The organism is Streptomyces sp. SGAir0957 (genome assembly GCF_043523415.1).
Map to the genome: position 1 here is coordinate 6,518,392 of NZ_CP027293.1, position 21,068 is coordinate 6,539,459.

Annotated in this window: 19 protein-coding genes; 11 read left to right on the forward strand and 8 right to left on the reverse strand. The window is 72.8% G+C overall.

What is annotated here, in order from left to right:
* Positions 1-24: 24 nt before the first annotated feature.
* The 3 genes from cmk to der all read left to right on the forward strand — a co-directional run bounded on the left by cmk (position 25) and on the right by der (position 2,913).
* Positions 25-720 (forward strand): (d)CMP kinase, encoded by a 696-nt coding sequence (gene cmk, locus C1N81_RS34360; RefSeq protein WP_394435209.1) that lies wholly within the window; start codon positions 25-27, stop codon positions 718-720.
* A complete protein-coding gene (locus C1N81_RS34365) occupies positions 678-1,358 on the forward strand; it encodes a lysophospholipid acyltransferase family protein (RefSeq protein ID WP_394435210.1) in 681 nt (226 codons plus the stop codon). Before cmk ends, C1N81_RS34365 begins: the two co-directional genes overlap by 43 nt.
* Positions 1,359-1,440: 82 nt before the next feature.
* Positions 1,441-2,913, forward strand: coding sequence for a ribosome biogenesis GTPase Der (gene der, locus C1N81_RS34370; RefSeq protein ID WP_394435211.1), 1,473 nt, complete (start codon positions 1,441-1,443; stop codon positions 2,911-2,913).
* Positions 2,914-2,924: 11 nt separating this feature from the next.
* On the opposite strand, the gene C1N81_RS34375 is transcribed toward der, so the two are convergent.
* Together C1N81_RS34375 and C1N81_RS34380 are read right to left on the reverse strand one after the other, a co-directional pair.
* Positions 2,925-3,200, reverse strand: coding sequence for a hypothetical protein (locus C1N81_RS34375; RefSeq protein WP_394435212.1), 276 nt, complete (start codon positions 3,198-3,200; stop codon positions 2,925-2,927).
* 184 nt (positions 3,201-3,384) lie between these two features.
* Positions 3,385-4,185 (reverse strand): hypothetical protein, encoded by an 801-nt coding sequence (locus tag C1N81_RS34380; RefSeq protein ID WP_394435213.1) that lies wholly within the window; start codon positions 4,183-4,185, stop codon positions 3,385-3,387.
* Between the two features lie 398 nt (positions 4,186-4,583).
* Between C1N81_RS34380 and C1N81_RS34385 the strand changes: the two genes are divergently transcribed.
* Together C1N81_RS34385 and C1N81_RS34390 are read left to right on the forward strand one after the other, a co-directional pair.
* Entirely contained in the window at positions 4,584-5,216 is a 633-nt protein-coding gene (locus tag C1N81_RS34385; protein ID WP_394435214.1) for a LysM peptidoglycan-binding domain-containing protein, read from the forward strand.
* Between the two features lie 282 nt (positions 5,217-5,498).
* Complete coding sequence (locus C1N81_RS34390) at positions 5,499-5,951, forward strand: transglycosylase family protein (protein ID WP_394435215.1); 453 nt, start codon at positions 5,499-5,501, stop codon at positions 5,949-5,951.
* Here the strand turns inward: C1N81_RS34390 and C1N81_RS34395 are convergent.
* Genes C1N81_RS34395 through C1N81_RS34405 form a run of 3 tightly spaced genes read right to left on the reverse strand, consistent with a single transcriptional unit; the run spans position 5,938 to position 10,001 of the window.
* Complete coding sequence (locus C1N81_RS34395; protein WP_394435216.1) at positions 5,938-6,621, reverse strand: ATP-binding cassette domain-containing protein; 684 nt, start codon at positions 6,619-6,621, stop codon at positions 5,938-5,940. The genes C1N81_RS34390 and C1N81_RS34395 overlap by 14 nt on opposite strands.
* Positions 6,618-9,536, reverse strand: a complete 2,919-nt coding sequence (locus tag C1N81_RS34400) for an ABC transporter permease subunit (protein WP_394435217.1) — start codon at positions 9,534-9,536, stop codon at positions 6,618-6,620. The genes C1N81_RS34395 and C1N81_RS34400 overlap by 4 nt, the downstream gene beginning before the upstream one ends.
* Before the next feature lie 3 nt (positions 9,537-9,539).
* The gene (locus C1N81_RS34405; RefSeq protein ID WP_394435218.1) at positions 9,540-10,001 is read right to left on the reverse strand and encodes a hypothetical protein; all 462 of its coding nucleotides are present in this window, start codon (positions 9,999-10,001) and stop codon (positions 9,540-9,542) included.
* A 141-nt stretch (positions 10,002-10,142) separates the two neighbouring features.
* Here C1N81_RS34405 and C1N81_RS34410 point away from each other — a divergent pair, with 141 nt between their 5' ends.
* The 4 genes from C1N81_RS34410 to C1N81_RS34425 all read left to right on the forward strand — a co-directional run bounded on the left by C1N81_RS34410 (position 10,143) and on the right by C1N81_RS34425 (position 14,263).
* Positions 10,143-10,706, forward strand: a complete 564-nt coding sequence (locus tag C1N81_RS34410; RefSeq protein WP_394435219.1) for a hypothetical protein — start codon at positions 10,143-10,145, stop codon at positions 10,704-10,706.
* A complete protein-coding gene (locus tag C1N81_RS34415) occupies positions 10,681-11,988 on the forward strand; it encodes an ABC transporter substrate-binding protein (protein ID WP_394435220.1) in 1,308 nt (435 codons plus the stop codon). Before C1N81_RS34410 ends, C1N81_RS34415 begins: the two co-directional genes overlap by 26 nt.
* 194 nt (positions 11,989-12,182) lie before the next feature.
* Positions 12,183-13,430, forward strand: coding sequence for a glycosyltransferase family 4 protein (locus C1N81_RS34420; protein ID WP_394435221.1), 1,248 nt, complete (start codon positions 12,183-12,185; stop codon positions 13,428-13,430).
* Positions 13,427-14,263, forward strand: a complete 837-nt coding sequence (locus C1N81_RS34425; RefSeq protein ID WP_394435222.1) for a hypothetical protein — start codon at positions 13,427-13,429, stop codon at positions 14,261-14,263. Before C1N81_RS34420 ends, C1N81_RS34425 begins: the two co-directional genes overlap by 4 nt.
* Positions 14,264-14,285: 22 nt before the next feature.
* On the opposite strand, the gene ctaD is transcribed toward C1N81_RS34425, so the two are convergent.
* On the reverse strand, positions 14,286-16,001 hold the full coding sequence (gene ctaD, locus C1N81_RS34430) for an aa3-type cytochrome oxidase subunit I (RefSeq protein WP_394435223.1): 1,716 nt from the start codon (positions 15,999-16,001) through the stop codon (positions 14,286-14,288).
* 427 nt (positions 16,002-16,428) lie between these two features.
* Here ctaD and C1N81_RS34435 point away from each other — a divergent pair, with 427 nt between their 5' ends.
* Positions 16,429-16,644, forward strand: a complete 216-nt coding sequence (locus C1N81_RS34435; RefSeq protein ID WP_394435224.1) for an I78 family peptidase inhibitor — start codon at positions 16,429-16,431, stop codon at positions 16,642-16,644.
* 107 nt (positions 16,645-16,751) lie between these two features.
* Here C1N81_RS34435 and C1N81_RS34440 read toward each other — a convergent pair whose 3' ends face one another.
* Together C1N81_RS34440 and C1N81_RS34445 are read right to left on the reverse strand one after the other, a co-directional pair.
* On the reverse strand, positions 16,752-17,783 hold the full coding sequence (locus tag C1N81_RS34440) for a phosphatase PAP2 family protein (protein WP_394435225.1): 1,032 nt from the start codon (positions 17,781-17,783) through the stop codon (positions 16,752-16,754).
* A gap of 280 nt (positions 17,784-18,063) precedes the next feature.
* A complete protein-coding gene (locus tag C1N81_RS34445) occupies positions 18,064-19,197 on the reverse strand; it encodes a hypothetical protein (protein ID WP_394435226.1) in 1,134 nt (377 codons plus the stop codon).
* Positions 19,198-19,446: 249 nt separating this feature from the next.
* Here C1N81_RS34445 and C1N81_RS34450 point away from each other — a divergent pair, with 249 nt between their 5' ends.
* Positions 19,447-21,045 carry an MFS transporter gene (locus tag C1N81_RS34450; RefSeq protein ID WP_394435227.1) on the forward strand — a complete coding sequence of 533 codons (1,599 nt, stop codon included), beginning with the start codon at positions 19,447-19,449 and terminating at the stop codon, positions 21,043-21,045.
* Positions 21,046-21,068: the final 23 nt, after the last annotated feature.

Genomic DNA, 21,068 nt, shown 5'->3' on the forward strand with positions numbered 1-21,068 from the left:
GCACTCAGAAAGGTGTCCGTCACCGTGGAAACCGCCGCTCCGGCAGCCGTGATCGTCGCCATCGACGGACCCTCCGGTACGGGCAAGTCGAGCACCTCCAAGGCCGTCGCCGCCCAGCTCGGCCTGAGCTACCTCGACACCGGCGCCCAGTACCGCGCGATCACCTGGTGGATGGTGAACAACGGGATCGACCTGACCGACCCCTCCGCGATCGCGGCGGTCGCGGGCAAGGCCGACATCGTCTCCGGCACGGACCCGGCCGCGCCCACCATCACCGTCGACGGCACGGACGTCGCGGGCCCGATCCGCACGGGCGAGGTCACCTCGCGGGTCAGCGCCGTCAGCGCGGTCCCCGAGGTGCGGGCCCGGATCACCGAGCTGCAGCGCTCCATCGCCGCCGCGGCCGCCGCCGACGGCAGGGGCATCGTCGTCGAGGGCCGTGACATCGGGACGACCGTGCTGCCCGACGCCGACCTGAAGATCTTCCTCACCGCCTCGCCCGAGGCCCGCGCCGCCCGCCGCTCCGGCGAGCTGAAGGGCGCCGACGTCAAGGCCACGCAGGAGGCTCTGGTCAAGCGGGACGCGGCGGACTCCAGCCGGAAGACGTCGCCCCTCGCCAAGGCCGACGACGCCGTGGAGGTGGACACCACGGAGCTCACGCTCCAGCAGGTCATCGAGTGCGTCGTCACCCTCGTCGGGGAGAAGCGGGCCTCCAAGTGAGCTCCTCGGAACGTGGGGCCGAAGTCGGCCGGCGCATCGGCGTCGGCCTGATGTACGGGCTCTGGAAGCCGCGCGTCCTCGGCGCGTGGCGGGTCCCCGCGAGCGGCCCGGTGATCTTCGCCGTGAACCACTCGCACAACGTGGACGGGCCCATGGTCATGGGCGTCGCCCCGCGCCCGACGCACTTCCTGATCAAGCAGGAGGCGTTCATCGGGCCGCTCGGCACCTTCCTCGAAGGGATCGGGCAGCTGAAGGTCGACCGGACCAGCACGGACCGGAAGGCCGTCACGCGGGCGCTCGACATCCTTTCCGCCGGGGGAGTGCTCGGCATCTTCCCCGAGGGCACGCGCGGCGAGGGCGACTTCGCCTCGCTGCGGGCCGGGCTCGCGTACTTCGCGGTGCGCAGCGGCGCCCCGATCGTCCCGGTCGCCGTACTGGGAAGTACGGAGAAGCGCGGACGGTTGATAAAGAAGCTGCCGCCGCTGCGCAGCCGCGTCGACGTCGTCTTCGGCGACCCGTTCGAGGCGGGCGACGGCACCGGGCGGCGTACGCGCACGGCGCTCGACGCGGCGACGGTGCGCATCCAGGGGCGGCTGACCGCGCACCTGGCCCATGCCAGGCGTCTGACCGGGCGCTGAGCGAGACTTTCAGTAGTGGATCGCCGTACACGAACACGGCGGCCCACCGATCACCACGAATGAACGACGAGGTACGGACTTCATGAACGACCAGATCCAGCCCGAGGGCTCCTCGGAGCATGAGCACGGGGCGCTCGGCGACGCGGAGTACGCGGAGTTCATGGAGCTCGCCGCCGAGGAGGGCTTCGACGTCGAGGACGTCGAGGGCGCCATCGAGGAGGCGGGCCACGGCCCGCTGCCCGTCCTCGCCGTCGTCGGCCGCCCGAATGTCGGCAAGTCGACCCTGGTGAACCGCATCATCGGCCGCCGCGAGGCCGTCGTCGAGGACAAGCCCGGCGTCACCCGCGACCGCGTCACCTACGAGGCCGAGTGGTCGGGCCGCCGCTTCAAGGTCGTCGACACCGGCGGCTGGGAGCAGGACGTGCTCGGCATCGACGCGTCGGTGGCCGCGCAGGCCGAGTACGCGATCGAGACGGCCGACGCGGTCGTCTTCGTCGTCGACTCCACGGTCGGCGTCACCGACACCGACGAGGCCGTCGTCCGCCTGCTCCGCAAGGCGGGCAAGCCGGTCGTCCTCTGCGCCAACAAGGTCGACGGCCCGAGCGGCGAGGCCGACGCCACCGCCCTGTGGTCCCTCGGCATCGGCGAGCCGCACCCGGTCTCCTCGCTGCACGGCCGCGGCACCGGCGACATGCTGGACGCCGTCATCGAGGCGCTGCCCGACGCGCCCCCGCAGACCTTCGGTACCGCGATCGGCGGCCCGCGCCGCATCGCCCTGATCGGCCGCCCGAACGTCGGCAAGTCCTCACTGCTCAACAAGGTGGCGAACGAGGACCGCGTCGTCGTCAACGAGCTGGCGGGCACCACCCGCGACCCGGTCGACGAGCTGATCGAGCTGGGCGGCGTCACCTGGAAGTTCGTCGACACGGCGGGCATCCGCAAGCGCGTCCACCTCCAGCAGGGCGCCGACTACTACGCCTCGCTGCGCACCGCCGCCGCCGTCGAGAAGGCGGAGGTCGCGGTCATCCTGATCGACTCCTCCGAGACGATCTCCGTGCAGGACCAGCGGATCGTGACGATGGCGGTCGAGGCGGGCCGCGCGATCGTCGTCGCCTTCAACAAGTGGGACACCCTCGACGAGGAGCGCCGCTACTACCTGGAGCGCGAGATCGAGACCGAGCTCGCCCAGATCGCGTGGGCGCCCCGGGTCAACGTCTCGGCGCGGACCGGCCGCCACATGGAGAAGCTGGTTCCGGCCATCGAGACCGCCCTGGCCGGCTGGGAGACCCGGGTGCCGACCGGCCGCCTCAACGCCTTCCTCGGCGAGCTGGTCGCCGCCCACCCGCACCCGATCCGCGGCGGCAAGCAGCCCCGCATCCTCTTCGGGACGCAGGCCGGTACCAAGCCGCCGCGGTTCGTGCTCTTCTCCTCCGGCTTCATCGAGCACGGCTACCGGCGCTTCGTGGAGCGCCGGCTGCGCGAGGAGTTCGGCTTCGAGGGGACGCCGATCCACATCTCGGTGCGGGTGCGGGAGAAGCGCGGGCGCAAGAAGTAGCGATCCTGCTGCTACGGCCTACGCGGTGCGGGCGGCAGCGCGGCCGGGAGATGACCTCCATGGCCGGGCTGCCGCCCGTTCTGCTGCGGGTAGTGATGGCCCGTCGCGTAGTACGGGGTGTGGTGCCGGGCCACGTACGTCCCCGTCCCGAAGGGCGCGAAGCCCAGCTGCTCCTCTCCGCTGCGGTCGCCGGGCAGCGTCCTGAAGGAGCGCCGGTACTCCGCGTAGAGGGCGTCGTAGATCGGCGTGGCCGAGCGGCCCGCCGCGTAGTCCTGCGGGGGACGCATCGCCGGAATGTAGTTCGGGTACGGCTGGCGGCGTCCGGTCTGGGATGAGGTGGGGTCGTATGGGTGCACATACGTGCCAACGACCCGGGCCCCCGACGGATGCGCCCTTGGCCTCGGCTTTCGCGGGGCGTCAGCAGGGTGACCGGCGTGTTCGTGGGGGCCCGGGTCGTGCGGGGGCGGTGGCTCAGGTGCCCGCGAGCGGCATGGCGGCGGCGACGAGCCTGCCGTTCGCCGCGGCCTTGTCGAGCGCGTCCCGCAGCAGGTCCTCACGCGGCTGACGGCCGATCGAGCCGACGGGCGCGGCGAAGACGAGCACCGTGTGCGTCTTGTTGGCGGCCGTCCGCCAGCCCTCGGTGACCACGAGCGGCTGGTGCGCCTGCCACCAGGCGACCTGCGAGGGGGCGCCGCCGGTACCGGGCTGGAGCACGGCGTGCAGCTGGCCCATGGCGAGCAGCACCGACCAGCCGGGCAGCGCGTGCGGCGGCTCGGTCAGCTCGGTGACCGGCATGAAGCCCTGCTCGATCAGGAGCGGCAGGAAGTCGTCGCCGCCCACGCCCGCGGTGGTGGACCCGGGGCGGGCGATGGGGCCGGTCGGCTCGATGACGAGGGCCGGGTGCAGCTCGCCCTCGATCAGGACCAGGCCGCTGGTCACACCGAGCACGGCCTGCGGGGCGCCGGACTGCGCGGGCACGGTGGCGCTCGCCGCGTCCGAGGCGGCGACGGCCTGCACGGCGCCCTGCAACTGGTCCTCCGCGACCCGCACGACCTGCGAGGGCAGGCAGCCGGCGTGGGCGAAGGCGAGCACGGCCGTCTCGTCCCCGACGAACAGGACGGTGCTGGTGCGCTCCTGAAGGGTGTCGCCCGGGGTGCGGCAGGACGTGCAGTCGTACCCGCCCGGGGTGTTCTCGCCGGCGAGCAGCCGGTCTGCTTCTTCGTCGCCGATCTCGGCGCGTACGTCGTCACTCACGTCGAGCAAGCGCGGCACGGGGGCTCCTCTGTATCGATGTATCGATGGGGGTGAAGGCGGATGCGTACTGATAAAGGGACAACGGGCGATCTGTGGCCGGAGTCACGCCCGGAACCGAACGGAATCCACCCATCCGCAGCAGACCGTGAAGAGCCGCCCGGAATCTGTCACTCCACGCCAACTTGTTGGGAATGCAAGGAAGTTGAGTGGGTGAGGTGAGTCACAGATCGTCGTGGTGACAGGTCGACAAATCATGAAATCAGTGAATGAAGTGGGTGGCCGGAACTCGCCGCTACTTCAGGTAACGGTTCATTGACCTGGCGTGACGGGGCGTCAGTTGATGCGGCTCCGTGCGCTGCCTAGATTCCACCGCCGTCTGCACACCGCAGTCCACGAGGTCCACGAGAGGGAATCTCATGTCCGTGCCGATTCGTACGGCTCGAACGACCGTGGTGATCGCCGGGGCGGCTCTGCTCGCCCCCCTCGGCCTCCTCGCCACCGCCGGCTCCGCACACGCGGACGGTGGCGTCTGGGACCGCATCGCCCGCTGCGAGAGCGGCGGCAACTGGAACATCAGCACCGGCAACGGCTACTACGGCGGACTCCAGTTCTCCGCCGGGACCTGGCGCGCGTACGGCGGAGGGGCCTACGCGCCGACGGCCGACCGGGCGACGAAGGCGCAGCAGATCGCGGTGGCCTCCCGGGTGCAGCGCGCCCAGGGCTGGGGCGCCTGGCCCACCTGCTCGGCCCGGGCCGGCGCGTACGGCAGCGCACCGGCGGCACCGGCCGCCCCCGCCGCACCCAGAGCGGCGAAGCCCGCGCAACCGCAGCAGGTACAGCCCAAGTCCGCCCCGGCACGGCGGAACTCCTCGGGCGCCGACCGCGGGGCCGCGCGCGGCGGCGGCTACGTCGTCCGCGGCGGCGACACCCTGAGCCGGATCGCGGCGGCGCACGGCACCGGCTGGCAGCGCCTGTACACGATCAACCGGGCGGTGATCGGCGCCGATCCGGACCTGATCATGCCGGGACAGCGGCTGCTGATCGGTTAGCGGGCCGATCGGCGGGCGGGCCGGTCGGTGAGGGCGCCGGCCGGCCGGGGCAAGGGGCTCGCGGCTCCGCCCGGTCGGTGCGTTGATGCGATAAGCCGACCGGGTGGGGTCGCGGGCCTCGCGGCGCGGCGGCGGAGGCCGCCGGACGCAGGTGCTTAGCGTGGCGCGATGCACCTGAAGCGCTTGATGCCACTGAAGCCCCTGAGCCCGGTGAAGTCCCTCAAGCCCCTGAGGTCTTCACCGCCGAGGACGTGCGGCCGGGCGGCGGTCGTACTGGGCGGCTTGCTCGCACTGACCTGCACCCCCGTCGCGGCGTCGGCCGCTCCGGGACCCGCCCCCGGCGCGGGGAGCGGCCTGGGGAACCTCGTCACCAAACCCCGCGACTGCGCCCGCGACCAGCGGCTGTGGACCTGTCTCGCCGAGTGCGAGAGCGGCGGCCGCTGGAACGCGAACACGGGGAACTCGTTCTACGGCGGGCTCCAGTTCACGCAGTCCACCTGGGAGGCGTACGGCGGCCTGAAGTACGCGCCGCGCGCCGATCTCGCCTCCCGCACCGAGCAGATCACGGTCGCCGAGAAGGTCCTCGACGACCAGGGCTGGGGCGCCTGGCCCGCGTGTTCGAAGCGGTACCGGCTGGCCGGGCGCGTGGTGCAGAGTGCCGCGCGGAAGCCGCAGAAGAAGGAGCGGCGGCCCTCCCGCTCGGAGGCGGGCACGACGGCGATCATCCCGAGGTAGCGACCGCGCCGCCCACCTCGCCCGCCTCGCCCGCCTCTCCGCTGAACACGACGGTGCCGCGCCGCAGTACGTGTACGAGCACGGTGCCGCCGCCCGTGCGCAGCCCCGGCGGCAGCCGCTGCTCGGCGAGGACGACGGCGGCGTCCAGGTCGCGCAGCAGGGCGTACGTCCGGGCGGCGACCTTGGGCGCCATGCCCTGGGCGGGCTCGTCGACCAGGACGACACGCGCGCGGGCGAGCAGGGCGCGGGCGACGGCGACCATGCGTTGTTCGCCGCCCGAGAGGGTGCCCGCGCGGCGGTCGAGGAGCGGGCGGAGCTCGGGGTAGGCGGCGAGCGCGGGGCGGTGATCGCCGTCCGGGGCGGCGAGCCGCAGCTGCTCGGCGACGCCCAGGGCGGCGAACACGGCCTGCCGGTCGGGGACGAGGCGCAGCCCCGCGGCGGCGCGGGCGTGCGCCGCGTGCCGGGTGACGTCGGCGCCGTCCCAGACGACGGACCCGGCGCTGAGCCTCGCGGTGCCGGCGAGGGCGCGCAGGACGGTCGTACGGCCCGACCCGTTGCGGCCGAGCAGCACGGTGACCGTCCCGGCGGGAGCGGCAAGGTCTACGCCGTGCAGGGCTTCCAGCGGCCCGTACCGCACGCGGGCGGCGCGGAGTTCGACGCCGCGCCTCACGGGCGGGCCCCGCCGGCGTGTTCGAGCACACTGGACGGCGGCCCTGACGCCACGATGCGCCCCGCGCTCATGACGTGCACGACATCGGCCAGATCCGCGACGAGATCGAGATCGTGCTCGACGACCAGGAGCCCGGCCCCGTCGGCGGCGAGGGCCCGCAGCAGCCGGGCCATGTCTTTCACCTCCATGTCGTCCAGTCCTGCGGCGGGTTCGTCGAGCAGGAGGGTGTGCGGGCGCCCCGCGAGGGCGCGGGCGAGCTCGACGCGGCGCAGGGCGCCGGTGGGCAGCTCGGACGTGCGTTGCTCGCCGCGCAGGCCGAACAGGGTGAGCAGCCGCCGGACGGCCTCCGGGTCCTGCACGCGGCCCTGCTCTGCGCCGACCCGGACGTTCTCGGCCACGGTCAACGACGGGAAGACCGCCAACTCCTGGAACGTACGGGCCACCCCGAGCCGGGTCCGCGCGTGCGCGGGCAGCGCCGTGACATCCCGCCGCCCCAGCCACACCCGCCCCGCCCCCGGCCGCAACGACCCGGCCAGACAGTGGAACAGCGTGCTCTTCCCGGCCCCGTTCGGCCCGACGACAGCCACGATCCGCCCGGCAGGCACCTCGACATCGACCTCCCGCACCACGGACCGCCCGCCGAAGGTGACGGTGACCCGCGACGCGGAGAGCAGGGGCTCCGCCCGGGGGCCAGGTGTGCGGCCGGACGCGCCCGGGAGGTGCTCCGCCGGACGGTCACGAGGAGGCGCTGGTGCCCGCGCCGCCGGGCCTTGACCGGGTGGACAGAGCGCATCGCGGGGGCCGACTGGGGATGGTGAGCGCGGCGGTTGCCGGGTGTCGGTGCCGGGCGATGCTTCCGGCGCTGGCTGTCCGGCCTCGGCTGGGGACGGTGAGCGCGGCGGCTGCTGAGTGTCGGTGCTGGGTGGTGCTTCCAGGGCTGCCGGTCCGGTCCCGGCCGGGGACGGTGCGCCCGGCGCTGCCCGCCCGCCCCCGGACGGCGAGCGTCGCGGCTGCCGAGTGCCGGCCCCGGGCGGTGCGCCCGGCGCTGACCGTCCGGCCCCGGACCGGCGACGCGACAATCCCCGCACCCTCAGCCCCCGCTCCGTCAACCGCCCCCGCCCCCCACCCCGTACAAACCCCCTCCGCACCGCCTCGTGCACCCCCTCCGGGAAGCGGCCCGCCAGGAGGCCCAGTACGCCGATCGCGGCCGCCGCGACGCCGCCCCGGGTGCCCGCGTCCAGGCCGACCAGGAGGGCCGCGCCCGCCAGGGCGGCGAGGAGGCTGTCCGCGCCGAGGACGACCAGGGCCGCGAACCAGAGCAGGCCGCGTACCGGGTCGTACGCGCCGGGGTCGAAGGAGCGGGCGCCGAGTGCGAGCAGGCCGCCGCCGAGCGCCGCGAGCCCGGCGCCCGCGACGAACGCCGCCACTTTGAGCGCGGGCACCCGCACCCCGGCCGCCGAGGCGCCCGCCTCGTGGTCCCGCATCGCCGCGAGGGCGCGGCCGGTGCGGCCCCGTCGCAGGACGCCGACGAAGAGCAGTGCCGCCGCAAGCAGCACCAGCTCCAGGACGTAATACGCGCGGTCGTCGTCGAAGCCCGCCGGTCTGCCGGGCGCCAGGCCCGAGGCCGCGTACGGCTGGGCGAAGACGAACCGGCTCACGCCCACCCCGACCGCGAACGTCGCAAGGGCGAGAGCCAGGCCGTGCCGCCCGATCGCGGGGACCGCCGTGAGCAGGCCCAAGGGGGCCACCAGGAGCACGGCGAGGAGCAACGCCGCCAGGCCCGGTACCTCGGGCAGCAGCGGGAAGCGGCCCAGCGTCAGCAGTGTCGCGAACAGCGCGCCCAGGCCCGCGAACGCGCCCTGGCCGAGCGCCGGCTGACCCGCCCGCCCCGTCACCACCACGAGCGAGAGGAGGATCATCGCGAGCGCCGGTACCTGCACCGACGTCCGCAGGTCCGCCCCCGCGAACCCGAGCGGCAGCAGGAACAGCACCGCAGCGACCGGCCACGCGCCCGGCGGCGCGGGCAGCCCCCGGCGCGTCATCGCGCGCGGCAGCGCCCCGCGTCCGCCGATCCCGGGCAGGGCGAGCGCCGCGACGAGCAGCGCGACGACGAACAGGTTGGCGCCGACGGCCTGGAGCAGCGGCTCCGCCCATCCGCCGGGGTGCGCCCGGGTCAGCTGGCTCTGCGCGATCCCGAGGGCGAGGGCGACGAGGACCGCCACGGAGAGGAGCCGCATCCGCGCGGCGACCGCGACCGCCATGACCTCCATCACCAGCAAGGGCAGCCCGTACGGGTCGAGCCGTACGTACGGGGCGAGCAGCACCCCGGTCAGGCCCGCCGTGAACGCGCCGAACGCCCAGCCCGCCGCCGCGACCCGGTCCGCGTCGATGCCGCCGAGCACGGCGAGCGGCCGGTTGTCGACGACCGCCCGCAACTCCCCGCCGAACCGCGTCCACCGGGTCACCGCCCACACCGTCAGGGCCACCGCGCAGGCGACCGCCAGTTGCCCCCACGGATCGGCCCCGATCAGCGTCGGCGCGTCCTCCCGCGCGCCCGTGCCCCACAGCAGCGCCGCCGCCCCGACCAGGAGCACGAAGACGCCGATCGAGGCGACCAGGGTGCGGCCCTGCTCGGCGCCGTCCACGGCCAGTGGGCGGAACACGCCACGCTCCAGGGCCAGTCCGATCCCCGGTGCCACGACCAGGAGCACCAGCGCGGCGCCCGCCCACAGCGGCCAGGACCACTCCACCACGCACTGCCGCAGCAGATACGCGCAGAGCATCGCGATCGCGCCGTGCGCGAAGTTCAGGACGCCCGTCGCGCGGTAGGTGACGCTCAGTCCGGTCCCGGTGAGCGCCGCCGCCGCGCCCACCGACAGGCCCGCGAGCGTGAGGTCGTACGTGAGGGAGGCCACGCCTCAGCCCTCCGCGGGCGGCTCGCAGACGGGGCAGGGGCCGAGCCCGCCGCCCGCCCGCGCCCCCGCGTCGGCGGGCACGGCCTCGGGCCTGCCCGCCACGAGCGGGCAGTCCGCGCGGTGCCACAGGGTGCCGCCGGGGAGCATGAGGAGCGCCTCCGCGGTGGCGACGGGGCCGGTCACGGGCGGCGGTGCGGCCGGTTCGTCGGCGACGAGAAGCTCGTACAGCTCCTCGATCCGCGAGGTGGCGAGCGCGCTCCTGCCGTACGTGAGGACGACCGCGCCCGCGACGATCAGCGCCGCCCCCGGCACCGTGCACGAGGCGAGATAGGGCAGTTGCCGCTCGGCGAACCGTTCGCCGGAGACGCCGTACCAGCCGGCCACGCACAGCACGGCGCCGGCGGCGAGGGTGGCGAGCCCGGCCCACAGGTTGGGGGGCACGGTTCGGAGCCGGGCAGTCCGCATCGGTGACCCCCACGTCATGACGGAGTGTGCCTGCGCGTGTCTGGTCTTGTCGGCCGATCGCTTGCACTATGCCTTCTGCAGGCCAACCTCGAAAGCTCCGGGCGGAGTCGAGGCCCGGACCGACACCCGGTGGTGAGCCAGATGGTTCTCGGGCACAGGATCAGGGTCCGGCCGGGCCGCACGCGGGGCGCGGCGCTCGCCCTCGCCGCGGCTCTGGCGCTCGGCCCGGCGCTGACGGCGTGCAGCGACGACAACGGCGGCGACGAGAGCAGTCCGCCGACCCCGTCCACCCAGGAGCCCTCCTCGCGGGAGCCCTCCACCGAGGCGCCCACCCGGTCCGCGCCCCCCGACGCGGCGGCGGCCCGCAAGGAGATCAGGGAGAACTGGCGGAAGTTCTTCGACCCGGCCGTGCCGCAGGAGGAGAAGGAGCAGGTCCTGGAGGACGGGACCCGGATGCGCCCGGTCCTGGAGAGCTTCAGCGGGGACAAGCGCGGCGGCCAGGTGCAGGCGAACGTCACCGCCATCCGGTTCACGTCGCCGACCGACGCCGAGGTGACGTACTCCCTCGCCCTGAAGGGGGCCACGGTGCTGCCCGGCGCGAAGGGCACCTCCGTCGAGCGGGACGGCACCTGGAAGGTGTCCGTGCGGACCTTGTGCGCGCTTGTGCGGCTGAGCGGCAATGCGTCGGCGCCCGCGGGCTGCTGAGGCGCTCGCGGCGGTGCTCGCCCTGAGCGCTCTGCTCGCGCTCTCCGGCTGCGGTTCCCGGCTGCCGGAGAGCGCCTTCGGGGACGGGGCGGAGCGCCGGACGACGGCGCGGACGACGGCGCCGATCCATGTCGGCATCCTCACCAGCGCCACCAGCCCGGTCGGCGGCGCCACCTTCACCGACACCCGCGACGGCGCCCAGGCGTACTTCCGCACCCTGAACGACAAGGGCGGCATCGACGGGCGCCGCGTCGAGACGCACCTGTGCGACGACGGCGGCAGCGGTGTCGGCAACAACGCGTGCGTGCAGGAACTCATCGACGAGAAGAAGGTCGTCGCCCTGGTGGCCACCACGTCGCTCGACTACGCGGGAGCCGAAAAGGTCTCCCACGCGCGCGTGCCCGACATCGGCGGCCAGCCGATCGGCGCCGCCTACGACACCTATCCGCATCTGTACGGGATCTACGGCAGCCTCGCGCCCCGCGACGGCACGCCCGGCTGGGGCGGCAAGCTGTACGGCGGCACCGAGGTCTACCGCTACTTCGCGCGGGAGCAGGGCGCCCGCACGGCCGCCGTCGTCTCGTACAACCAGGCCGCCTCCGCCGCGTACGCGCGCCTCGTGACCCGGGGCCTCAAGGCCGAGGGCTACAAGGTGATCACCGAGCAGCTCGACTTCGCGCTGCCGAACTTCCGCGCGGCCGCCGCCGACCTCAAGGACCAGGGCACCGACCTGGTCTTCGACGCCATCGACGCGCATGGCAACGCGCGGCTGTGCCGGGCCATGGACCAGGTCGGCGCCCGGGTCACCGCGAAGGTCATGACCGTACAGAGCTGGTCCTCGACGGTCGCCGATGACTACAAGGATGCCCCGCACTGCCGCGCCTCCCTCTGGGCGACCGGCGCGAGCCGCAACTTCGAGGACACCGGGCACCCGGCCGTACGCGCCTTCCGCGACGCGACGAAGGGGCTGAGGACGCACTCGCAGTGGCAGCTGGAGGGCTGGGCCGCCGCCCTGTGGTTCACGGACGCGGCACGCTCGTGCGTCCGCGCCGGGGGAGACGTCACGCGCGCGTGCCTGGACCGCTTCATGAACCGCCCCGCCCCGTACACCGCCGACGGACTGCTGCTGCCCGTGACGTACCGCACCTTGCCCGAGCCTCCACGTACCCGCAGGACGTGTCTTTCGGTCGCCAGGTGGACGGACGAACGGGGCTGGAGCACGCGGAACGGCGACATGAACCGTACGTGTTTCGGCGTACCGCAACTCGCCTACCAGCCATGACGTAACCCTGATGGACGAAGAGATGAACCGGTTCCCCGACTTGCGTACCGATAAGGCAACTGTTCTGGAACAAGATGATGATGATGGACAACCCTCGCCGGAGAACACCTGTCTAACCACCGGTAGGCGGGGTCACCCGGGACGGACCGAGACCGTCCGGACTGTCGCCGCGAAACAGTGGGATTCGGGGACGCATGCAGATTTCTTTCCTCATTCACAACGCGTACGGGATCGGAGGGACGATTCGCACCACGTACAACCTGGCCAACACGCTGGCCGAGCATCATGACGTGGAAGTGGTCTCCGTCTTCCGGCACCGTGAGGAGCCCACGTTCGCGCCCGACCCGCGCGTGCGCCTGCGCCACCTCGTCGACCTGCGCAAGGACTCGCCGACGTACGAGGGCGACGACCCGGAGTACAAGAAGCCCGCATCGGACTTCCCCAAGCACGAGGGGCGCCTCGCGCAGTACAGCGCGCTCACCGACCGGCGGATCGCCGCGCACCTGGCGGGCGTCGAGGCGGACGTCGTGGTCGGCACCCGGCCGGGGCTCAACGTGCACCTCGCGCGCCAGACCCGGCGCGGCCCGCTCCGTGTCGGCCAGGAGCACCTCACGCTCGACACGCACTCCCCGGGGCTCCGCCGCGAACTGCGCAGCGTCTACCCCCGTCTCGACGCGCTGACCACGACCACCGAGGCCGACGCCCGCGCCTACCGCGCCGGGATGCGGCTGCCCGGCGTCCGTATCGAGGCCATGCCCAACCCGGTGCCCGCGCCCCGTGTCGCGCCCGCCGACGGCAGCGGCAAGTGGGTCGTGGCGGCGGGCCGGCTCGCCCCGGTCAAGCGGTACGACCTGCTGATCAAGGCCTTCGACCAGGTGCGGGCCGAGCGCCCCGACTGGCGGCTGCGGATCTACGGCCACGGCAAGCAGAAGGACAAGCTGCGCCGCCTCATCGACCAGCGCGGCCTCTACAACCACGTCTTCCTCATGGGCACCGCCAACCCCATCGAGCCGGAGTGGGCGAAAGGTTCCGTCGCCGCGGTGACGTCCACCTTCGAGTCGTTCGGCATGACGATCGTCGAGGCCATGCGGTGCGGCCTCCCCGTCGTCTCCACCGACTGCCCGCACGGTCCGGGCGAGATCATCGACAACGGTGTCGACGGACGCCTCGTCGAGGTCGGCAACGTCGACGCGATCGCCGCCGGGCTGCTCGAACTCATCAACGACGACGAACTGCGCAAGCAGATGGCGGCGCGCGCCCTGACCCACTCGGAGCGCTTCGACCCCGCCCGCATCGCCGAGCGCTACGAGGACCTCTTCTCCTCGCTCAGCGGCCGCAACGGCTCCGTGGGCCTGCTGCACCGGGCCCGCGGCTCCCTGCTGAACGGCGCCTTCGCCGTGCGGGACGTGCTCAAGTCCGCGGAGAAGGGACGCACCGCATGACGACGCCGCTGGCCTCGCCCGCACCGATCCCCCCGTCCGACGACAGGACCGTCCGCATGCCACCCCGCGCCGACTGCATCGCCGACTCCGCCGGCGGCCTCACCTTCGACGTCTCCGACCACGGCTCGCCCTCCCCGGCCAGCCTCGTCCTGGTCGACCGGACCGCGGCGGAGGAGGTGCGCCTTCCGCTCACCCCGATGGGCGACGGCCGCCTGCGCGCCTCCCTGCCGATCAGCGTCGGCCTGCCCGAGGGCCGCTGGGACGCCTACGTCCAGGTCTCCGGCGAGGACCCGGCGCGCCTCGTGCCCGGCATGAACGACCTGCGCTCCCTCGTCGACCGGGCGCCCAGTGGCTCGCGCGGCTACGTGGCCGTGCGCATCCCGTACGCGACCAAGCACGGCAACCTGACCGTACGGAGCTGGCTGCGCACCCCGCACGCCGAGGCCGGCGATGTGCTGATCGCGGGCGGCGAGCTGACCGCCAAGGGGCGCGTCTACGGCACGGAGTTCACCGCCAAGGCGCACGCGGAGATACGTTCCCGCGCCACGTCGGGCCCGGTGCTCCGGGGCGAACTGACCATGGACGGACCCGAGTTCGCGCTGCGCATCGGCTACGACGAGCTGACCGAGGGCCACTGGGACCTGTGGCTGCGGCCCGCGGGTGAGGACGGGCCCGAGGTGCGCCTCGCCCGGCTCCTGGACGACATCGCCGACAAGAAGCCGATCTTCGCCTACCCCGCGGTGAAGGTGACCGCGGGCGGCCGCGAGCTGACCGCCGAGCCGTACTACACGGCGGACAACGATCTCGCGATCGAGGTGCACGCGGGGGCCTGAGCCCCTTGGAGCAGACAGGCTCCTACTCGCCGACGTGGGCTCCGGTGTCCGGATTGTGGGTGTCGGGACCGGAGCCCGACTGCGCCGCGTAGGCGGCGAACTCCGGATGATGGAGATCGAACGCCGGGGATTCCGAGCGGATCCTCGGCAGCGTCGTGAAGTTGTGGCGGGGCGGCGGGCACGACGTCGCCCACTCCAGGGAGCGGCCGTACCCCCACGGGTCGTCGACCTCGACCCTCACCCCGTACTTGGCCGTCTTCCAGATGTTGTAGAGGAACGGCAGCGTCGACAGTCCGACGAGGAACGCGCCGATCGACGACAGCGTGTTGAGGGCCGTGAACCCGTCGGCGGCGAGATAGTCCGCGTACCGGCGCGGCATCCCCTCCGCGCCCAGCCAGTGCTGCACCAGGAACGTCGTGTGGAAGCCGACGAACAGCGTCCAGAAGTGGATCTTCCCGAGCCGCTCGTCGAGCATCTTCCCCGTCAGCTTCGGCCACCAGAAGTAGAACCCGGCGAACGTGGCGAAGGCGACCGTGCCGAAGACCACGTAGTGGAAGTGCGCCACGACGAAGTACGTGTCCGAGACGTGGAAGTCCATCGGCGGCGACGCCAGGATGACCCCGGTCAGACCGCCGAACAGGAACGTGACGAGGAAGCCGCACGACCACAGCATCGGCGTCTCGAAGGACAGCGAGCCCTTCAGCATCGTGCCGATCCAGTTGAAGAACTTCACGCCCGTCGGCACGGCGATCAGGAACGTCATGAACGAGAAGAACGGCAGCAGCACCCCGCCCGTCGTGAACATGTGGTGCGCCCACACGACCACCGACAGGCCGGTGATCGCCATCGTCGCGCCGACCAGCATCGTGTAGCCCCAGATCGGCTTGCGGCTGAAGACCGGCAGGATTTCGCTGACGATCCCGAAGAACGGCAGCGCGATGATGTAGACCTCGGGATGGCCGAAGAACCAGAACAGGTGCTGCCACAGGAGCGCGCCGCCGTACTGCGCCTCGAAGACCACCGAGCCGAACCGCCGGTCCGCCTCCAGGCAGAGCAGCGCGGCCGCGAGGACCGGGAACGCGAGCAGGACGAGGATCGACGTGAACAGCGTGTTCCACGTGAAGATCGGCATCCGGAACATCGTCATGCCGGGCGCCCGCATCCCGATGATCGTCGTCAGGAAGTTCACCGAGCCGAGGATCGTGCCGAACCCGGCGAGCGCGAGCCCCATGATCCACATGTCGGCGCCGATGCCGGGGGAGCGGGTCAGGCTGTTCAGCGGCGCGTAGGCGAACCAGCCGAAGTCCGCGGCCCCGCCCGGCACCACGAGCGAGGCGAGCACGATGAGCCCGCCGAAGAGGAACAGCCAGTACGAGAGCATGTTCAGGCGCGGGAACGCCACGTCGGGCGAGCCGATCTGCAGCGGCATGATCTCGTTGGCGAACCCGGCGAACGTCGGCGTCGCGAAGAGCAGCAGCATGATCGTGCCGTGCATCGTGAACAGCTGGTTGTACTCCTCGGCGGAGACGATCTGCAGCCCGGGACGGGCCAGCTCGGCCCGCATCACCAGCGCCATCAGGCCGCCGACGAGGAAGAAGGCGAACGAGGTGACGAGGTAGAGGTGGCCGATCTTCTTGTGGTCGGTGGTGGTCAGCCAGTCCACGATCACCCGGCCCGGCTGCCGCTCCCGCGGCCCCGCCACCGCCCCGGCACCGGCCTGCACACCGGTCGTTCCCATCGCTTGCCCCCTCGCTGCTCACGCGCCCCGGGCCTGCTTGCCGAACTCACGCCATGATGCGCGCGCGGCCCCCGCCGCGACAGGGTGCGCACACCTCTTTGTGGCATGGACAGGCAATTCCCGGACGATCTCAACTCGCGCGCGGCGGCACCGGATTCGGAATACGCGGGGAATTGCGCGCGGGGCCCCCGGTAAAGGAAGGGGGCGCGCTCCGGCGGAATCCGGGGGCCTTGTTGAATTCCGTACGCGGTGGCCGGAGCGGCGCGGATGAGAACAGTATGAGAAGTGCGGAACCGCCCGATCGTGTGAGGAAGTTCGACCAAAACAACCGTCGTGATCTTGTGACGAAAGCGTGACCGTACGAAGTCGCGCGGGGCCCGTCGGACCGGGCCTGGCGTCGCCCGCGCACACCGCCTACGGTGGCCGTATGGCACCCATTCCGACCCCGCCCGCAGAGCCTCAGGACACCCCGGACGCCTACGTCGGACTCGCCGCCGAACCCGCCGAGCGCCAGGCGCGCGGCCGCGGCTGGTCGACCGTACGGCAGTTGCAGCCGGGGGCGATCATCACGATGGAATACCGCGCGGGACGCCTGAACTTCGAGGTCACGGACGGCAGAGTGACCCGCTGCTGGAAGGGCTGACCGCCCGCTCCCGTCCACGACGAAGGGCCCGGAACCGTGGAGGTTCCGGGCCCTTCGCTCATGCGGGCTGGCTGTGCGTACCGTGCCCGCTGCTGGTGGGGTGCCTGTCAGGCCCGCTGCGGGTCCGTCGAGGCCGCCCGGGCGGTGCCGCGCACCGCCGCCGGGCGTCTGCTGCCCGCCGGTGGCGTGCGCTCGCCCCGCGGGGTGTGCGGGCCGGGCGCGAGCAGCGCCGAGGGGCGGGCGGCGGGACGCGCGGCGGTGACCGGCTCGCGCGCGCGGACCGCGTCCTCGGCGGGCGCGGCGGCCGGCGCCGTGAGGGGCCCCAGATCCATCGCGGGCGCCGCGGCGGGCTGCGGCAGGGGCGCCCCGGCTCCGGCGCGGCGGGCACGCCAGCGGGCGCGCAGCGAGAGGATCACCGCTTCCGCGCGGCTGACCAGCGGCTCGAACCAGGGCAGCGCGAGGAGGATGAGCAGGCCCGCGGCCCAGCCGAGAAGGACGTCGCTCAGCCAGTGCGTACCGAGGTAGACGGTGGTGAGGCCGACGCTCAGGGAGATGACCGCGGAGAGCGCGGAGAGCCAGCGGCGGGCGCGCGGCGTGGAGGCCAGATAGGCCAGGATCCCCCAGGTCACCACCGCGTTCGCGGTGTGTCCCGAAGGAAATATATCGCCGTTCTTCCACATCTCGTTCGAGCCGATGACGGTGGCGTAGTGCGGGCCCGCGCGGCCCATGCCGTACTTGGCGGCGCCCACCGTGGCGTTGAGCAGCAGCAGCGCGGCACCGAACATCAGGAGCGGGCGCAGGGTGTGCTGCCGCCAGGCGCGCCAGCCGAGCCACGCCATCACCATGACGGCGGTCGGGCCGCGCTGGCCGAGGACGACCCAGTAGTCCAGGAAGGCGTGGATCTCCGGCCACTGCTGGTAGGGCCGGAAGAACATGACCTGCCAGTCGAAGGCGACCAGCCACGTCGTGGCCAGGACGGCGACCACGATCGCGAGGTAGAAGGCGAGGGTCAGGCCGAGGAGGACGACGCGGTGCCGGCTCATCCTGGGCATGACCAGGTTGCCCGGCCGTTCGGGCTCACGGTCGAGTCTCGCGAAGACCCGCTCGAGGCGGCGGGTCAGGTTTCGTTCGGTACGCACCCAATCGACGCTACAGCGGGCGCGCTGCCGACCAGGACGAAACAGTGGCTTTGTGATGACGATGTGATGTGGGATTGATCTCAGGGACCCCTTTATCCCCGGTAATGCGGAAACGGGAGCGAAAGGTCCACGGGAATGCGGCGACCGTTTTCCGGATCTCCTTGTCGCGCGCTGATGAATGTGTTCACCCCGTGCTGGCACGGAATTCTCCGTCCGCTCATCCGGCCCGTCGAAGTCGATCAAGGTCGGCCGGGCCCGGTCGCGGCTGCCCCGGGGCCGGTCAGGGCGGGCCCGACCCGTTCAGCCAGAACGCGCCGTAGACCGCCGAGACCAGCGCGAGCCCGCCGAGCAACCACGCCGACCTGCTGGTACGCCACCGGGCCAGGGCCACCGCGACCGGCAGGAGCAGCGGGAACGCGGGCAGCAGCAGACGCGGCTTCGATCCGAAGTACCCCGAAGCACACAGGGCAAGCAGCACGACGAGACCCGTGTAGACGAGCAGCGGCACCGGCTGGCTCTGCCGCACCCCTGCCACGTACAGCCGGATCACCAGGGCCACTGCGACGATCAGGCCGATTCCGGCGAGCGCGCCCAGCGGTGACGTGAACTTCCCGGCGACGAAGCGGGCGAAGGCGGCGCCCCCGTCGAACCCGTTGCCCCACTGCCCCTGCACGTCGAGGTAGCCGAACAGGCCGCCGCCCGTGCGGTGCCCCACCCACAGCACATACGCCGCCGCGCCCACCGGGGCGAGGAGCACGCCGAGGACCATCCGCCACGACGCGCGGCGCTCGCGCGCGACCCGCAGCGCGCCCGCCGCCCACACCGCCGCCACGACGGCCGCGCCGATCGGCCTGGTCAGACCGGCGAGGGAGGCGAGCAGACCCGCGCTCACCCAGTGCTGTCGCAGGACCGCGTAGAGTCCCCAGGCCGCGAGCGCGGTGAACAGGGCCTCGCTGTACGCCATCGACGCGACGATCCCCACCGGCAGCGCGCCCCACAGGACCGCGAGGCAGACGCCGGCCCGGCGCCCGTACAGATGCGCGCCGACCGCGAAGATCCCCCAGGCCGCCGCGAGCGAGGCGAGCCAGCTCACCGCCAGGCCCGCGTCGGCGGGGGAGAGGGGGCTGATCGCGGCCCCGGCACGTTCCAGCCAGGGCAGGAGCGGGAAGAACGCCAGATTGGAGTGGACACTGCCGTCCGGCAGCGTCACCGACCAGCCGTACCCGTCCCCGGCGACCCGCGTGTACCAGAGCGAGTCCCAGCGCGCGCTCAGCAGGGTGTGCGGGCTCTTGCCCTCGGCCGCGCTCCACAGGGCGAGCGCGAGCAGGCCGAGCGCGCGTACGCCCGCATAGGCGAGGAGCGCGGGCAGCGCTTTTCGCAGGGTGGGAGGCTCGTGCTGATCGACGTCGTTCACGGGCCCGATTATCGGCGCCGGCACCCGGAGCACCGTGCGCCGCCCCCGCCGCCCCAGTGGCGCACGCCACATGAGCCGACGGGCTCCATGAGAGGTCCGCCACGTGTACGTGGCCTGAACTCGCGTACGCTGACGGCTCACTCGCCTTCCGCAGCGGGGCCGGGAGAACCGCTCCTCCCGAGCCGAAGACCGCGGGCATCCCCGGCCCGCGGATCCGCCGGACACGAGGATTCACTGGGAGGTACGCACATGTCCGGGACGAGCACGGCCGCCGGGCGGCTGCACCATCGCCTCGCCGCTCTCGGAGGCCGCGCGAACCGCTGGGTCGTCCTCGTGGTCCTGTGCATGAGCCTTCTCCTGGTCGCCCTCGACTCGACCATCCTCTACGTGGCGCTGCCCTCGGTCACCGAGGACCTGCGGCCCACCTCCGTCGAGCTGCTGTGGATCGGCGACGCCTATCCGCTGATCTGCGCCTCGCTCCTCATCCTCTTCGGCACCCTCGGCGACCGCATCGGCCGCCGGCGGATCCTGCTGCTCGGCTACGCCCTGTTCGGCGCGGCCTCCGCCCTCGCCGTCCTCGCGGGCAGCGCGCAGGTGCTGATACTGGCCCGCGCCCTGCTCGGCATAGGCGGGGCGATGATCATGCCCGCGACGTTGTCGATCCTGCGGGACGTCTTCCCCGACCGGCGCGAGCGGGCCGTCGCCATCGGCGTCTGGACGGCGGTCGCCGCGATCGGCGCCGCGACCGGTCCCGTCCTCGGCGGCTTCCTCGTCGAGCACTACTGGTGGGGCTCGGTCTTCCTCATCAACATCCCGCTGATGGCGGTGATGCTGCCGCTGTGCCGGATCCTCGTCCCCGAGTCCAAGGGGCGGTCGGACGGGCCCTGGGACCTGTTCGGCGCGCTGCTCGCCGCGCTCGGCGTCCTCGGTGTCGTCTACGGCATCAAGGAACTGGGCATCGACCGGGACCTCCTCGACGCGGGCGCCGTCCTGCCCTTCCTCGCGGGCCTCGCGCTCCTCGTCCTCTTCGTCCGCCGCCAGCGCAGGCGCGAGCACCCGCTGATCGACATGCGGCTGTTCACGCGCGCCGCGTTCTCCACGTCCGTGGGGTGCATAGTCATCGCGATGCTGGCGCTCGTCGGGCTCGAACTGATCGCGGTCCAGTATCTGCAGCTCGTCCTGGAGATGACGCCGCTGGAGACCGGCCTGCGGATGCTGCCGCTGACCTTCGCGGCGATGATCGCGGGCGTCCTCGGCACCCCGATACTGCGCCGGTTCGGCCCGCGCACCATGGTCAGCTGCGGCTTCACCCTCACCGCCTGCGCGGTGCTCCTGCTCTGCCTGATGGGCGAGCACGACCGGCCGTTGCTGCTCGGCGCCGGGTTCGTCCTGCTCGGCTTCGGCTTCCAGTCCACGCTGTTCGGCGCCTACGAATCGATGCTCACCGAGGCACCGGCCGACGACGCGGGCGGCGCCGCCGCCATCGGCGAGACCTCCTACCAGCTCGGCGCGGGCATGGGCATCGCGCTGCTCGGCTCGGTGATGAACGCGGCGTACGCGCCCGGACTCGGCCGGGTCCACGGGGTCCCGGAGGCGGCGAGCGGGGCGGCCGGGCATTCGCTGGGGGAGGCGTACCAGATCGCCGCGCGGCTCGGGGGCGGGGCGGGGTCCGCCCTGCGCGAGGCGGCGCGCGGCTCGTTCGTGCACGGCCTGCATGTGACCCTGGTGGTCAGTGCGGTGCTGCTGCTTCTCGGCGCGGGCGCGGCGCTTCGGCTCCCGCGCCGCATGGACTGCGAGACGCCGGCGGCCCAGGAGCACGCACCCCGCGCGGAATCGCCGGTCGCCTGACCGGCGGCTCGGCTGCTCCGGTG